19 protein-coding genes and 1 pseudogene are annotated in these 12,761 nt (G+C 35.3%); 1 reads left to right on the plus strand and 19 read right to left on the minus strand.

Translation table 11 applies throughout. The annotated features are described in order from the left end of the window. The first annotated feature begins 82 nt into the window (after nucleotides 1-82). The gene (locus ACQKMI_RS00460) at nucleotides 83-418 is read left to right on the plus strand and encodes a hypothetical protein (protein WP_427486685.1); all 336 of its coding nucleotides are present in this window, start codon (nucleotides 83-85) and stop codon (nucleotides 416-418) included. 287 nt (nucleotides 419-705) lie between these two features. Here the strand turns inward: ACQKMI_RS00460 and ACQKMI_RS00465 are convergent, their stop codons facing one another. From ACQKMI_RS00465 to ACQKMI_RS00555, 19 genes and pseudogenes are all read right to left on the minus strand, one after another. Next, nucleotides 706-906 (minus strand): hypothetical protein, encoded by a 201-nt coding sequence (locus ACQKMI_RS00465; RefSeq protein ID WP_427486686.1) that lies wholly within the window; start codon nucleotides 904-906, stop codon nucleotides 706-708. 86 nt (nucleotides 907-992) lie between these two features. Further along, the gene (locus tag ACQKMI_RS00470; protein WP_427486687.1) at nucleotides 993-1,340 is read right to left on the minus strand and encodes a hypothetical protein; all 348 of its coding nucleotides are present in this window, start codon (nucleotides 1,338-1,340) and stop codon (nucleotides 993-995) included. Between the two features lie 460 nt (nucleotides 1,341-1,800). Continuing rightward, a complete protein-coding gene (locus tag ACQKMI_RS00475; RefSeq protein ID WP_427486688.1) occupies nucleotides 1,801-2,961 on the minus strand; it encodes a retropepsin-like aspartic protease in 1,161 nt (386 codons plus the stop codon). 371 nt (nucleotides 2,962-3,332) lie between these two features. Next, complete coding sequence (locus ACQKMI_RS00480; protein ID WP_427486689.1) at nucleotides 3,333-3,491, minus strand: hypothetical protein; 159 nt, start codon at nucleotides 3,489-3,491, stop codon at nucleotides 3,333-3,335. Nucleotides 3,492-3,694: 203 nt separating this feature from the next. Continuing rightward, nucleotides 3,695-4,630: a hypothetical protein gene (locus ACQKMI_RS00485; RefSeq protein ID WP_427486690.1), complete on the minus strand. Its 936-nt coding sequence runs from the start codon at nucleotides 4,628-4,630 to the stop codon at nucleotides 3,695-3,697. A gap of 329 nt (nucleotides 4,631-4,959) precedes the next feature. Further along, nucleotides 4,960-5,199: a hypothetical protein gene (locus ACQKMI_RS00490; protein ID WP_427486691.1), complete on the minus strand. Its 240-nt coding sequence runs from the start codon at nucleotides 5,197-5,199 to the stop codon at nucleotides 4,960-4,962. 491 nt (nucleotides 5,200-5,690) lie between these two features. Then, entirely contained in the window at nucleotides 5,691-5,849 is a 159-nt protein-coding gene (locus tag ACQKMI_RS00495) for a hypothetical protein (protein WP_427487347.1), read from the minus strand. A gap of 123 nt (nucleotides 5,850-5,972) precedes the next feature. After that, nucleotides 5,973-6,038, minus strand: a pseudogene (locus tag ACQKMI_RS00500) (hypothetical protein); the annotation flags it as partial. 311 nt (nucleotides 6,039-6,349) lie between these two features. Next, a complete protein-coding gene (locus ACQKMI_RS00505) occupies nucleotides 6,350-6,541 on the minus strand; it encodes a hypothetical protein (RefSeq protein WP_427486692.1) in 192 nt (63 codons plus the stop codon). Between the two features lie 319 nt (nucleotides 6,542-6,860). Beyond that, nucleotides 6,861-7,193 carry a hypothetical protein gene (locus ACQKMI_RS00510; RefSeq protein WP_427486693.1) on the minus strand — a complete coding sequence of 111 codons (333 nt, stop codon included), beginning with the start codon at nucleotides 7,191-7,193 and terminating at the stop codon, nucleotides 6,861-6,863. A gap of 326 nt (nucleotides 7,194-7,519) precedes the next feature. After that, the gene (locus ACQKMI_RS00515; RefSeq protein ID WP_427486694.1) at nucleotides 7,520-7,816 is read right to left on the minus strand and encodes a hypothetical protein; all 297 of its coding nucleotides are present in this window, start codon (nucleotides 7,814-7,816) and stop codon (nucleotides 7,520-7,522) included. Further along, nucleotides 7,816-8,136 carry a YbjQ family protein gene (locus tag ACQKMI_RS00520; RefSeq protein WP_402758604.1) on the minus strand — a complete coding sequence of 107 codons (321 nt, stop codon included), beginning with the start codon at nucleotides 8,134-8,136 and terminating at the stop codon, nucleotides 7,816-7,818. Before ACQKMI_RS00520 ends, ACQKMI_RS00515 begins: the two co-directional genes overlap by 1 nt. Nucleotides 8,137-8,898: 762 nt before the next feature. After that, nucleotides 8,899-9,078 carry a DUF5345 family protein gene (locus ACQKMI_RS00525; RefSeq protein WP_427487320.1) on the minus strand — a complete coding sequence of 60 codons (180 nt, stop codon included), beginning with the start codon at nucleotides 9,076-9,078 and terminating at the stop codon, nucleotides 8,899-8,901. A gap of 11 nt (nucleotides 9,079-9,089) precedes the next feature. Continuing rightward, a complete protein-coding gene (locus ACQKMI_RS00530; protein ID WP_427486696.1) occupies nucleotides 9,090-9,398 on the minus strand; it encodes a hypothetical protein in 309 nt (102 codons plus the stop codon). A gap of 99 nt (nucleotides 9,399-9,497) precedes the next feature. Further along, nucleotides 9,498-10,856, minus strand: coding sequence for an acetyl-CoA carboxylase biotin carboxylase subunit (gene accC, locus ACQKMI_RS00535; protein ID WP_323647086.1), 1,359 nt, complete (start codon nucleotides 10,854-10,856; stop codon nucleotides 9,498-9,500). A 13-nt stretch (nucleotides 10,857-10,869) separates the two neighbouring features. After that, nucleotides 10,870-11,370, minus strand: a complete 501-nt coding sequence (gene accB / locus ACQKMI_RS00540; protein ID WP_427486697.1) for an acetyl-CoA carboxylase biotin carboxyl carrier protein — start codon at nucleotides 11,368-11,370, stop codon at nucleotides 10,870-10,872. A 201-nt stretch (nucleotides 11,371-11,571) separates the two neighbouring features. Then, nucleotides 11,572-12,132 carry a SpoIIIAH-like family protein gene (locus ACQKMI_RS00545; RefSeq protein WP_427415216.1) on the minus strand — a complete coding sequence of 187 codons (561 nt, stop codon included), beginning with the start codon at nucleotides 12,130-12,132 and terminating at the stop codon, nucleotides 11,572-11,574. Beyond that, a complete protein-coding gene (locus ACQKMI_RS00550; protein ID WP_427486698.1) occupies nucleotides 12,133-12,594 on the minus strand; it encodes a hypothetical protein in 462 nt (153 codons plus the stop codon). A 22-nt stretch (nucleotides 12,595-12,616) separates the two neighbouring features. After that, nucleotides 12,617-12,760 (minus strand): hypothetical protein, encoded by a 144-nt coding sequence (locus tag ACQKMI_RS00555; protein WP_323647094.1) that lies wholly within the window; start codon nucleotides 12,758-12,760, stop codon nucleotides 12,617-12,619. Between the last annotated feature and the right edge of the window lies 1 nt (nucleotide 12,761).

Raw genomic sequence — 12,761 nt, forward strand, 5'->3', positions numbered from 1 at the left:
ACACATCACAAACAAATGCTGTACTTACGCTTATTATACTATAAAAAGGAAAGTTTGGCTTCGTAAAGTCGCTTTAATTTATTTGGATCAGGTTTATGTCGATAAATTTAAGAAATTGGGTGATAAATATAAAAAGTTGGGCGATAAATCCAAAACTTTATTCGATAAATCAACAATGCTTATCGATAAAAATGAAAAGCGAGGAAAAGGATTAAGTCCGTACAACTATGAACTCAATCCTTACAAGAAACTTTACAATTCTTTATTTTATTCCCCTATTGCTTTCAATTTCAAAATAAGAGCATTATATTTACTTAAGCTGAGTCTTTTTACCACAATTAATAAAAATAATGAAGTCAAACAAACTCCAACAGAAGTAAACATTATTAGTTTAAAAATATTTTGGTATGTTAAATAATCCGGAGTTAATAATAATACACCACTACTTGATACCATTATTAAAATCCACCCCGGTAAAATTTGTACCATGAAATCAGAACTTTTTTGTTTCATTAATTTCGTTAAAAGCCCAAAAATATAATTCATAAATCCAACATAAGCAATAACTATTAGAACACTAAGAAGAATATCCAAGTTAAATCATCCTAATAAATTTTTTTAATTCTTATCAATTAAGGTATGGCATTATATTTTGCTTTTGCATCTGAATAAATGCGAATATAAGTTTCTTCGTCATCTTAAACTTTATTTACGTTTCTTTTTAGAATAAATCACAAACCAGACAAAGTATAAGATAGTAACTAGTGATAAACCTAATGAAACATATCTTCTTTGCTCATAAGGCAAAACAATATCCAGGACAATAGTTAAAATAATTGCAGGTAATACCGTACAAAACCAAACACGTACTGCTTTGTTTTTAAATGAAAGTTCAAATCTTTCCATACAATCACCCTATTCATTATTTGTAAACTGCTCTGTTTTTGTGTGATGGCTTTGTTTTGAGTGTTGAAAAGTCATTAATAGCCTTCTTATATCCCTGTTACATTATCAATAGTTGTAGATTTACCATTGATGTGAATATCAATCGTATCCAGGTCTGGGTCTAAAGTTAATTTATAGACATGCTGTTCTGTTGCATTCTCTTGTTCATTCGTAACGTCTAACTTTATTATTAATGTATCACCTTGCGTTTCAAGGTCTGTTGTAACTGTACCTTTTGACCGAAAAACGACATAAGAAATATCTTTATGTACTACATTGATTATTTGAAGTGTATTTTTTTCATCAATTACCTTTTGCACTTTATCTGGAACCATCTCAATTTCATTAAAACTTAACGTTGATGAATTACATGCTGTTAAAATAAATATTGTCAAAAGCACTAAAAATATCTTTTTCACTGTCTTTTCACCCACCTCTCAAATGACTGAAAATTCTATCTATAAGATATTGTAACATAGAAAATCGTGAATTGGTGAAGGAATGAGAATTGCTCAACAAATGAGCTTGACTGTACCTACAGGTAACACGATAAGGTTAATCACTTTAACTTTGGGTTAGCTTATAACAACCGTAGCAAGCTCTTAGAAAAGACATTCTCTGTTCTCTTCTTATTTTTAGACATAAAAATACCTCCTAACAAATAAAAGTTAGAAGGTGATAAAATTGCGAACTTTGATAGGTTATCTATTCCCTAAATCCACAAGCTTGTCCCTAGAACATCACTCTCGACCTGTGACAGCACACTGAATACCATAGTTTGCAATTGAGCCCCCGAGTTTTTAAAATTTTTCAACATAAATTTTCGAAGGTTAAAGTAATTCTGATAAAAAAATATTAGGAAGCATCATTTGTAAACACAAGCTCGAACTTTCTATTCGTATAATCAATCACCATACGCCCATCTTTAGCAATATCACTACCAAAAACACCATCTAGCTTAAAAAAAGTAGCAAGATCTGTCAACATTTCTCTGACGTTGTGTAAGCTGATGGATTGGTGTTCATTCAGATAAACAATTAAATTTTCTACGCTGTCTAATTCTCTTTCTTTTACATCACCGAAGCCACCAGAAAGGATCATTCTTTTCTCTATTTTAAGATCATCGATTTTTGATAGGAGAGGTCGTCCAAAATGGCTCTTATTTGCACCAGTGTCTAAACCGAAATACAAAGGAACTTGATTCTTTCCTTTCACTTTCAAAATCGGATACCCACAGAAGAAAAGGTTGTTCTCCACACTATCTTTTTGTTTCGGTTTTTGAATTATGACCCGTTTTCGTCCATAGTCGATTTCCAGACAAATATGTTGTATGATATCCCATCCAATGATACCGTCTACCTTCATTATTTCTTCCGTTTTAGGATTTTGAATCATTAATAAATCATTCGCTAACACCAATGTAGGCTGGTGAAGAATCGTCAGATCCTGTATGACAATTGAATCGATGATAGCGAAATCAGTATTGAAATTTTGGTTTGTTGAATTTCCAACCTTTAATTCTTCATCTTTCACTATGTTAATATCACAGTCTTTCACTAAAGAATTTGAGATGACCGTCATCCCTGCTCCAGTATCTAACCAAAAGCATTTCTTATTTCCATTAATCATTACATCGATTTTTGGAGAGCCAGAGATACTTAGTTTCATCGGCATACATATTTGATCGTTTAAGAAGGAGAATGTTGTTTGTTCAGACTGGCTACAAGCTCTCGCAATTATACGATTGCTTTGATCAATGCTTTGATCATCAAGTAAGCCTAGCACCTCTAATTGTTTCCATTCGGATTTAGTAAAAAAAAGCTCAAATAAAATCTTGGCACAGCCACTTCGTAATGAAAGATCATGAGACTTACAATACAAATCCTTTAAAATTTCTGCACCCAAACATTCTTTACCTTCTGTAATTAACTTTAAAGCAGAGACAAACTCTTTTTGTTCATCATCCATTTCGAACGTTACAAAATCAAACTTCTCCATTTCTTCTATACCTTTCAATTTATCCCCTCCCACAAATAATTTATTTTTTTTTCGGTTACTCAGTCCCAATTGAATAACACGCTAGATAATTATTACTTCTATATACCCTTAACAATTCCTTCTTATTCCACTAAATCGCACCATTAGTAAAGTAGAAGCAATTTCACGCACAAAAAGCCATCAACTATGCCGTAACGCTAATTAATTTTAGACAAATAAAAAACCTCCTGACTAGTAAAGTCAGAAGGTATAAGTTATGACGCTATTACATAAGCCGATCTATAATCGACTTACAATTATTAAACACCCAAATAGTTGAATAAGCGAGAGTCTACATTACCACGCTTCTCGCTTTATTAACTTATATCAATTATTGTAAAAATGTAGTGTTACTGTCTCTTTTCAACAAATAACAAAATTAGTGTTGCAAATGGGCCTAATACAAGAGAAAGTAAAAACCAATTTAACCCTGTTCTATTCTTCCCTTGTGCAATGGCAGCATTTATCAACGCCAATGTACCCCAACCTACGAAATATTGGTTATCCATCATCCGCCCCCTTACATGCATCGTTAGTGTACATTTCTTCACAAATTTTATTATAACACATCCAAAAAACATGCTTCAGAAAGGTGTCTATACTGTTAAATTAAATAAGCCTGAAAAAAGCCCTAAATATACGGTAAATTCGGAAGCCCAAAAAATGACGAAAAAAACATACAATACTCTATAACATTAGTTCAAAAGGAAAATTACATATTTTCAATAAAGGCTATTAGCATTGCCTCCTCATCAAGAAACCATTTTTTCTTTAATTGCGGAGAATGATAAGGATTATCGCTATGGAGATGCGGTTGTGAAATAATGCTTTTAGCAACTGGTGCCACATAAATTTGATTGAGGATTTCCAAAGGCTCCGGATATTCAAAGTATAAATTTAATATAGGGTGTGGATTTTCATTTCTCCATTTTGCGAATCCTTGAGAAAAATTCTTGTGTTCTGGTATTTTTATCTGTTGAAATATCTCTGCGGGCAATAAGTTTTGTGCCAAGCAATAAAGACCATGTGCAGGCACACATAGCTGTTTCATCGCTTTACTGAAATCTGCACGCATATATCCCGAACACAAATTTTGTAAATGTTTCCCCATTGCCTCGACATCTTCTTTGTGTAATGAAAGCAGAAATGCAGCTCCCGAGCGCTCCCATTGTGGTCTCTTTGTGCCAACAAATTTTTCGGCAGCATAGAGCGCTTTTTGCAACAGTATTTCATCTCTATACCACATTGCCCTCAAGAGATTGCTCATCACAATATAAAACGGGTAACCATTTTTAGTTAAACCCAGTTCGGATGGAAGAATGCGCTCCATTGTTTCGTTATCCCCGCAAGCGAATGCCTCTAAAATATGTAAGGTATTTTGACTATGGTCATACCCTCCGCCACATCCCGGAAGTAATTGATAACGCATTTGCTGGAAAATTAAATTGTTCCACTTTTGCCAGTCTTGATGTAAAAAGCACTCATCTAACCATATATCGTAGTTAGTCTTTAACAGTCCAAATGACATCGATTTAGTAATTTCCTTTAATATTTCATTATCTTGTGCAGTTCCTTCTTTTGCGTTATTTATAATTTCCTCATAATTTATAATACAATGCTCAATGTATTGACTTTTATCTGTATCCATTAAACTTCACAACCCCATTTTTTTATTTTTTCGTTTCAAAGCAAGAATTATATAAACTTTCTTCTAATTCTATGAGTTCTCCCAAAGGTAATTACCATATTTTTCTCGTTTTCCTATTTCGTCTCATTATCTATATAAGGTCTACCACATGTCAACTTCGTACTTTTCTCACCCTATCAACTCCCCCCTAATAATGGAATGCCTATCTGTCAAAATGATGATAATTTAAAAAATGAGCATTATAAAGGAGATTAGAAATATGAATAGTAATCTAAAACTATATGGTGGAACTTCCCCGTGCTTATTATCTTCATAGCCTCCATTTCTTGCTATAACGATAGCATTAGCTCCATTTTAAAAGTATAAATATATTCGCTGATTGTCGCCTTACGAACGCCCGACAGACGCATTTGCTCTTTCACAATTAACAAAGCACTATTAATTTCTACACCTTTCTTACCCACATGTAATTCAGCTACATCAACCATTAGCTTTGCTGGAGTAATCAGTATCGTATCTTCCTCTTTAAACGTACCCTCAAAACTTGGTAGCTGTATAGCTTCTGCCACATCCTCTAAATCAAAAATCCCTGTACGCTGACCTTTTCTAGTTACATAAAAAACCTCCTAACAATTGAATGTTAGAAGGTAATTTTATTGCGATATATGGAATGCATTCTATTCCCAAAATCCATGAATTCAATTACTTGCTTGTCCCACGTTTTCTTCTAGGAACTTCGTATTGAATTGCGCTGATTTGAAAACGTCATTGTTCATTAGTGCTTGGTGGAACTGTTTCGTCATTAGCTGGCGCTCCTTTCTTTTTGTATCTCCGCTAATATGTTCAAATAATTCGATAGATATATACGAGTATTATCGTTATCTCTTATTTATTTGTATTACCGATATTCTTTTATATCGATATATCGTTATTTCAATAATGATAGACATTGGATTTTCGTTAGAAAATACAATAGAAGATTTAAGCGTTAGGATAAAGACACGTTAATTATTATGTCTATGACTTTTTAGAATTAAGTCTTTATACATCCTAAATAATCTTAGCCACAAGAGAAAAATACGGGTGTCATCCATTCAATTAGTTCTGCTTCTTCGCCTTGTCTCTTTTCCTCATCTGCTTTTCTCTGCGCCTCTTTACGCTTCTCCAATTTAACCTGGGTATCCAGAAAACGCCTTACGAACTCATCTTCGTCGGTCAACAACGGATTAAACGTATAGTAAAAACTGTAACGCCACGGGCCACCTAAACAATGAACGTTTATCATACCGAGCTTGCCCAGTGTTTTGATACACCTTCCGATTGTATCTTCATGTATTCCGAGCGTTCGCGACATATTCGCATATGATGGGAAACTGCGTCCTTCATGATGATTGTAGTTTTTCAGCAAGTATAGATAGAGGGTGTAATGTATAAATCGTTAGCGCTTCGTTTTGTACTGCTACCCATCCGTTACCCAAATCGTAAGGTAACGGTCTTTGTTTTTCTGTGTTTCCGTCATATCATCATCTCCTTTAGCTGTTTAATAGTTTTTTAGATTATATGTTAACGCCAATTGATCGACGGAATTGCCTGCTACTATTAAGTACCAATAAAAAGCTAAATTTGATATCACTTTTGATAAAATTTTCACTCTATTATATATAGCGCACTAAAACGTCCTATTTGGGGACAATTTTAGGAGAAATTTATTCCTTCTCATTAAATTGCGTTCATCATTAATTCCATTTCGGATACTGCGTAAATAACGTTATTCGCCGTTAAGACGTCTCCCATGAATACGAACAAAGCGCCTTGCCCTTCGCTGTAATATACGTCAGTTTTACGTCCAGTCTGCTCGAGCATCTTCCGTTGAATATTTACGATGCAAGCTTCAACATTCATTCCGTTCAATCCTCCTTATAATTCCGTTTGAATTAGCTTCTAAGCGCTTTTGATGATAATTACACCAACTTATGATTTAAAACCGTTTTTAGCAACGGCTATAAAGGCGAAATGAAGGCGCTATGCTTAACTCTTCCGAAATCCGGACGAGAACTTGTGATAAGGATATAATAGAAAAACGGCTACTCGGCAAAGTAACCATCTCCAATTGCAGTTGGCGCTACGATCAGTTATGATACTAGTCGCTTGTTGGCGCAAGCTCTAGCGTATATGCCGATTCTTTTTATCACACGTAATTTACTTTGCTTTGTAACGTCTTTTACATCACCTAACGATGAAATAAATCCGAAAATAACTGCGCTGTTATTTCGTCTAAATATTCCACATTCATAATCGTTAATAACCGCCTAAAAACGTAGTCGTATTCTTTAATCGTTTGTTTGCGTATGCCCGATAAGCGCATTTGTTCTTTAACGATGATTAGCGCCGAATACGCACTAATACGATTACCTTTTAAACGAACTGAATTAACGTCAATCATAATTGTTGGCGCTGTTATTAGTGGCTCATTATTTTCGTTTTTAGGATTAATCATTTTTAGTTCGATTGGATTCATATTTTCTAAATCGAAAATAAAGGCACGCTGACTATTTTTACGCACAAAAAAAGACCCCCTAACGAATCAGTTTCGTTAAAGGGTCTATAAATCGGATATTCCGTTTTGTTTTATTCCTAATTCTATTCCGCCAACTATTCTGCTGACAAATATTGCACAACTGTTGCGCAAGCTTCCCGACTATTAGCCGAGACGGTTAAACCGTTGATACGTCTTACTTGCTTGTCCCTAAAACATCGTTCTCTTCTAGGAACTTCGTATTGAATTGTGCTGATTTGAAAACATCATTGTAAAGCGCTCATATGGTAACGGGTTCTGTTTTGAAGTACAAAAAGCAAAATCGCAGGTTAAAAAGACAATTAATTAGCATATTAAAAGGTACTGCAATTCGCAGTACCTTTTTTGTACAACTTGGTTTGATATTTCGTGAAACTACTTTTCTTTTCTATAAAATCGTTCACCTGTTTCTGCATTATAATATACTCTTTTTTTTCACCCGTAACAGGGTCAAGATTCACCTCATTCGTTACCTCAAAACCTTTAGGAACTTCCTTTCCATGATTGCGTTTATATCGTTTGTCATATATAAAGTAACCAAGTAAGATACAAACGAGAGCAATACTAATTTGAAATATCAAATATATACCTATCCCCAAAAATGTCGTCATTATAGCTTTTCCACAACAACTGCCGTTCCGTATGCAACAATTTCACTCATGTTTTTACCCATTTCACCAGAATCATATCGCATCATGATAATAGCATTCGCTCCCATTTCGTTGGCATTCATAATCATACGGTCTATAGCTTCTTTTCTAGAATCTTCAAGCATGGCAGTATATTGCTTGATTTCCCCTCCTACTAATCCTTTTAAGCCCGCCATAATATCCCCGCCTAGCCCCCTACTTCTTACAATCAGACCAAATACAGAACCTTTTACTTCGACAACTTTATACCCTTCAATGTGTTCTGTTGTTACTACTAGCACATTCATCATCTCCTATGTTCTATTTATTATGTTAGACTCCGAAATCAATTATCATCTTTCATCTGAATTATAAACAACCATACAAATTATTCTACCGTCTATTTAAATAAGTTATTTGGAAATCAATTGTTTTCCGGAATTATCAAATTGAAAAATAGTCATTTGTCCATCAAATGTTTCCCTATTTATGGATATAATCCCCTAATTGTAAGACAAGAATTGGCGCAACCGCTCCCCATAGGATTCCATTTAACAGTTCATTCATTTTTCTCCCCCAAATTGTTTATTTACCCTTAATACGATTACGTTCGTCTAATCGTTCACTCACGAAAAAAAAAATCAATTACGCCTTGGCGTAATTGCGTCCGGATTTTGAATTGTGCCAGCACAATTCATCCCTTTGAAAATCCGTGACATCCGCCGGAGGCTTTTATCTTTATTCAGTAGTTGTTTGGACACCCACTGAAAAGGTACCAAAATCGCATTCATCTCACCACCTATAGAGGTGGGAGTCTTCTGCTGAATAAAGATAAAAAAAATCTCAGGAATTTGAACCTGAGACCTTTCTTTTAAATATTTTTCTTGCAAAAACAAGATAGATAATAAGATACGTTGGAAATTGAATAAGGCCTAAAATGCCCCATAGCCAAGCATTATATCCCCTCTTCCGTGCATCCCAAAACATCCATGAGCTCTGGCAAATCAGAATGAATGCAATCACGACGCATAACCAAAGCGGTGTGCTACTTAGTTCGTTTGAGATCATTCATTACTGACCTTCTTTCTAGTTTTGTTAAGAGCTAAGGGCAGTAAGATAATCCCCACAAGCTGAAAATAAAGAAAAAGAATTGGCTGACGATAAACGACAGCAATTCCAACCGAAAGCACAAATACTGCAACAGACATAAACGTGAGGAGGTCTTTCCATTGTTTTTTTCGTATTCTTTTTTTCTCTAATTCAACATTCTGTTGAAACCATTGTAAGTTGCATCTACTAAACGTTTAAAAGTATAAATATATTCACTGATTGTCGCTTTACGAACGCCCGACAGACGCATTTGCTCTTTCACAATTAACAAGGCACTATTAATTTCTACACTTTTCTTACCCTGATGTAATTCAGCTACATCAATCATTAGCTTTGGTGGAGTAATCAGTATCGTATCTTCCTCTTTAAATGTACCCTCAAAACTCGGTAGCTGTATAGCTTCTGTCACATCCTCTAAATCAAAAATCCCTGTACGCTGACCTTTTCTAGTCAAATAAAAAACCTCCTAACAATTGAATGTTAGAAGGTAATTTTATTGCGATATATGGAATGCATTCTATTCCCTATTCTATTCCCTAAATCCACAAATCAATTACTTGCTTGTCCCTAAAACATCGTTCTCTTCTAGGAACTTCGTATTGAATTGTGCTGATTTGAAAACATCATTGTTCATTAATGCTTGGTGGAATGGAATTGTTGTATTGATACCAGGACCAGATACTTCAAATTCGCTAAGCGCACGATTCATTTTCGCAATCGCTTCTTCACGAGTGTTTGCATGAACAATTAGTTTTGCAACCATAGAATCATAGTATGGTGGGATTGTATAACCAGCATACACTGCAGAGTCAATACGTACACCGTAGCCACCTGGAGTTACATAAGTATCTACAGTACCAGCTGATGGCATGAAGTTTTTATAAGCATTTTCTGCGTTAATACGGCATTCAATTGCCCATCCATTTAATTGAATATCATCTTGAGTGAAAGGAAGTTTTTCACCAGATGCAATTTTTAATTGTTGTTGTACAAGATCTACACCAGAAATCATTTCAGTTACTGGATGCTCTACTTGGATACGAGTATTCATTTCCATGAAGTAGAATTTATCTTCTTGATAGTCATAAATAAACTCGATTGTTCCAGCACCTTCATAGTTACAAGCTTGTGCAGCTTTAACGGCAGCCGCACCCATCTCTGCACGACGCTCTGAAGATAGCGCTGGAGATGGAGCTTCCTCTACTAATTTCTGCATACGACGTTGAACTGTACAGTCACGTTCACCTAAATGTACAACGTTACCATAGCCATCCGCTAATACTTGGATTTCACAATGACGGAAGTACTCGATGAATTTTTCTAAATATACGCCAGGGTTACCGAATGCTGCAGCAGCCTCTTTTTGCGTAATGTCAATACCTTTTACAAGGTCTTCTTCTGTACGAGCTACACGGATACCTTTACCGCCACCACCAGCAGTTGCTTTGATGATAACTGGGTACCCAATTTTAGCAGCCCATTCTTTACCTGTTTCGATATCTGGAACAATACCAGTACCCGGAACAAGTGGAACATTTGCTGCTTCCATTGTTGTACGTGCAACGTCTTTAATACCCATAATTTTAATTGAATCTGATGAAGGTCCAATGAACTTAATGCCTGCGTTTTCACAAGCTTCAGCGAAGTCAGCGTTTTCAGATACAAATCCGTAACCTGGGTGGATACCGTCCGCACCCGTTTTTTCTGCTACGCTAAGTAAAGCTGGGAAGCTAAGATATGAATCTTTTGATAGCTTTGGCCCGATGCAATATGCTTCGTCTGCTAATTTCACATGTAATGCGTCTGCGTCTGCTTCTGAATATACGGCAACAGATTGAATGCCTAACTCTTTACAAGCACGAATGATACGCACAGCGATTTCGCCGCGGTTTGCAATTAAAACTTTTTTCATAGTTGTGCACTCCCTACTCAGCTTTTACAAGGAATAATGGCTGTCCGTATTCTACTAATTCACCGTCTTTAACAAGTACTTCAACGATTTCCCCTTGAACTTCTGCTTCAATTTCGTTGAATAGTTTCATAGCTTCTACGATACATACAATTGTTTCATTACCAACTTTGTCCCCCACTTTAGCGTACGCTGGTGAATCTGGGTTTGGAGATTGATAAAAAGTACCGACCATCGGAGATACAATTTTATGTAACGATGGGTCGTTATTTACTGGTGCTGCAGCAGGTGCTTCTTCAGCTTTTGCTGGAGCAGCTGGTGCTACAGGAGCTGCTGCTGGTGCAGATTGTTGTACAACAGGTGCCGCTACTTCTTTTTTAGGTGCTACAGTTTCAGTAACAACAACACCATTCTTTTTTAATTTAACTTTTGCCCCATCTACTTCATAAACGAACTCGTCAATTGAAGAAGAATCTACCAATTTAATGATTTCACGAATTTCTTGAATTTTGAACATTTTCCTAACTCTCCTTATGAAAAAAAATCTACTACAAGCACTATTCTATATTTTTTTCGAACAATTTGAAATACTTTAATGAAAATTAAGTAAATATGAACAAAACAAAAGGCTTTCTTTTACTAAACGAAAGCCTTTTCATGATACTGATATATAACAACATTATCAAGTAAACAGAATATTAATATTTTTCCCTATTTTTTAATAGTTATTATTTGCACTAAATTTTACTTGGACGTCATTTGCGCCTTCCATCTCTGTTCTTACCAAATAAATAATTTCATTTGCTTGAGCTTTTGATAGCTCCTCCGCCATAACATCTACCTGTACTTTATCACCGTCTGCTCGTACAAATGCATCGGAGTAGCCTAAAGATTTAATTAGCATTTCTAACATTGCTTCTGCAGATTCTTGTTTTATGAGGCTATCCATCTCATTATAAGCCTTACTTTTATCTTCTGCTGAGTAATCTTGTGAACCGATTTTCTGCTCTAATTGCGAACGAAGCTGGCTTCTTTCATCACTAACTTGCATGCGCATTTCTTCAAATAAATGACTTGGAGAAGATACTTCCTTCGTCTCTCCCCCTTTCGTTGCTTCTTGATCAGTTACACCAGTTACCGCAGTTTGCTGTAATGCGTCATCTGTGAAAATAGTTAGTCCATTAAATTGTTTTGCTGGATCAACCAAATAATACACTGAAATAACCGCTACTAGACTTAATAATGTCATAAACCAAACTGTTCTTCTACGTACGCGCATTTACTTTTCCTCCTTATTTTCCATTGGAACAATAATAATTCGATGAATCGGTAATTGCATTACTTGACTAACAACCGCACGAATTTCATTTTTAACAAAGATATCTGATGCTCCTTCTGAAACAATTAGCATCCCTGTCACTTCTTTCGTTCCTTGTTCAGTTCCTCGAAAATATTGACTGAATAGTTGATTGTCATCCTTCTTATCTGTCATATCTCCGTAATAAAAATAGACCTTTACCTCCCCAACACCTTTCATAGCCTTCAATGTCTGCTCAAGTTTTTCTTCATTGGTTATCGGTGCTACTTGCCCATTCGTTGTATTCGTTTGATACATTGGTAAAATGATGAAAATTCCCACGGAGGCAGCGATAAGCATTAAGACTATAAATGACGTTGTTTTTTTTCGTTTCTTTTCCACATCACTTGTACATTGCCTCCTTTCATCTCTTCTCTTTTTCAAGTGTATGTACGCTTGTTTCCTCCTATGAATTGATAAATGGAATCTTTAATAGCAATTGCAAAAATACTAACGTAATGACAAGCTTTGTAAGTGAAATTATCTCTTTATCTTCTGTTAGAAATACAAATATCTGACAGATAAAGAGAATTGCTAATAAAAGAATCAAT

Origin of the sequence: Lysinibacillus sp. NPDC097214, assembly GCF_050277945.1 — a bacterium.
Classification (GTDB): domain Bacteria; phylum Bacillota; class Bacilli; order Bacillales_A; family Planococcaceae; genus Lysinibacillus; species Lysinibacillus xylanilyticus_B.

Bases quoted from the DNA above. Each gene is read 5' to 3' on its own strand.
- ACQKMI_RS00465 (WP_427486686.1), bottom strand. From the start codon at position 906: ATGGAAAGATTTGAACTTTCATTTAAAAACAAAGCAGTACGTGTTTGG.
- ACQKMI_RS00480 (WP_427486689.1), bottom strand. From the start codon at position 3,491: ATGGATAACCAATATTTCGTAGGTTGGGGTACATTGGCGTTGATAAAT.
- ACQKMI_RS00485 (WP_427486690.1), bottom strand. From the start codon at position 4,630: ATGGATACAGATAAAAGTCAATACATTGAGCATTGTATTATAAATTAT.
- ACQKMI_RS00515 (WP_427486694.1), bottom strand. From the start codon at position 7,816: ATGACGACATTTTTGGGGATAGGTATATATTTGATATTTCAAATTAGT.
- accC (WP_323647086.1), bottom strand. From the start codon at position 10,856: ATGAAAAAAGTTTTAATTGCAAACCGCGGCGAAATCGCTGTGCGTATC.
- accB (WP_427486697.1), bottom strand. From the start codon at position 11,370: ATGTTCAAAATTCAAGAAATTCGTGAAATCATTAAATTGGTAGATTCT.
- ACQKMI_RS00545 (WP_427415216.1), bottom strand. From the start codon at position 12,132: ATGCGCGTACGTAGAAGAACAGTTTGGTTTATGACATTATTAAGTCTA.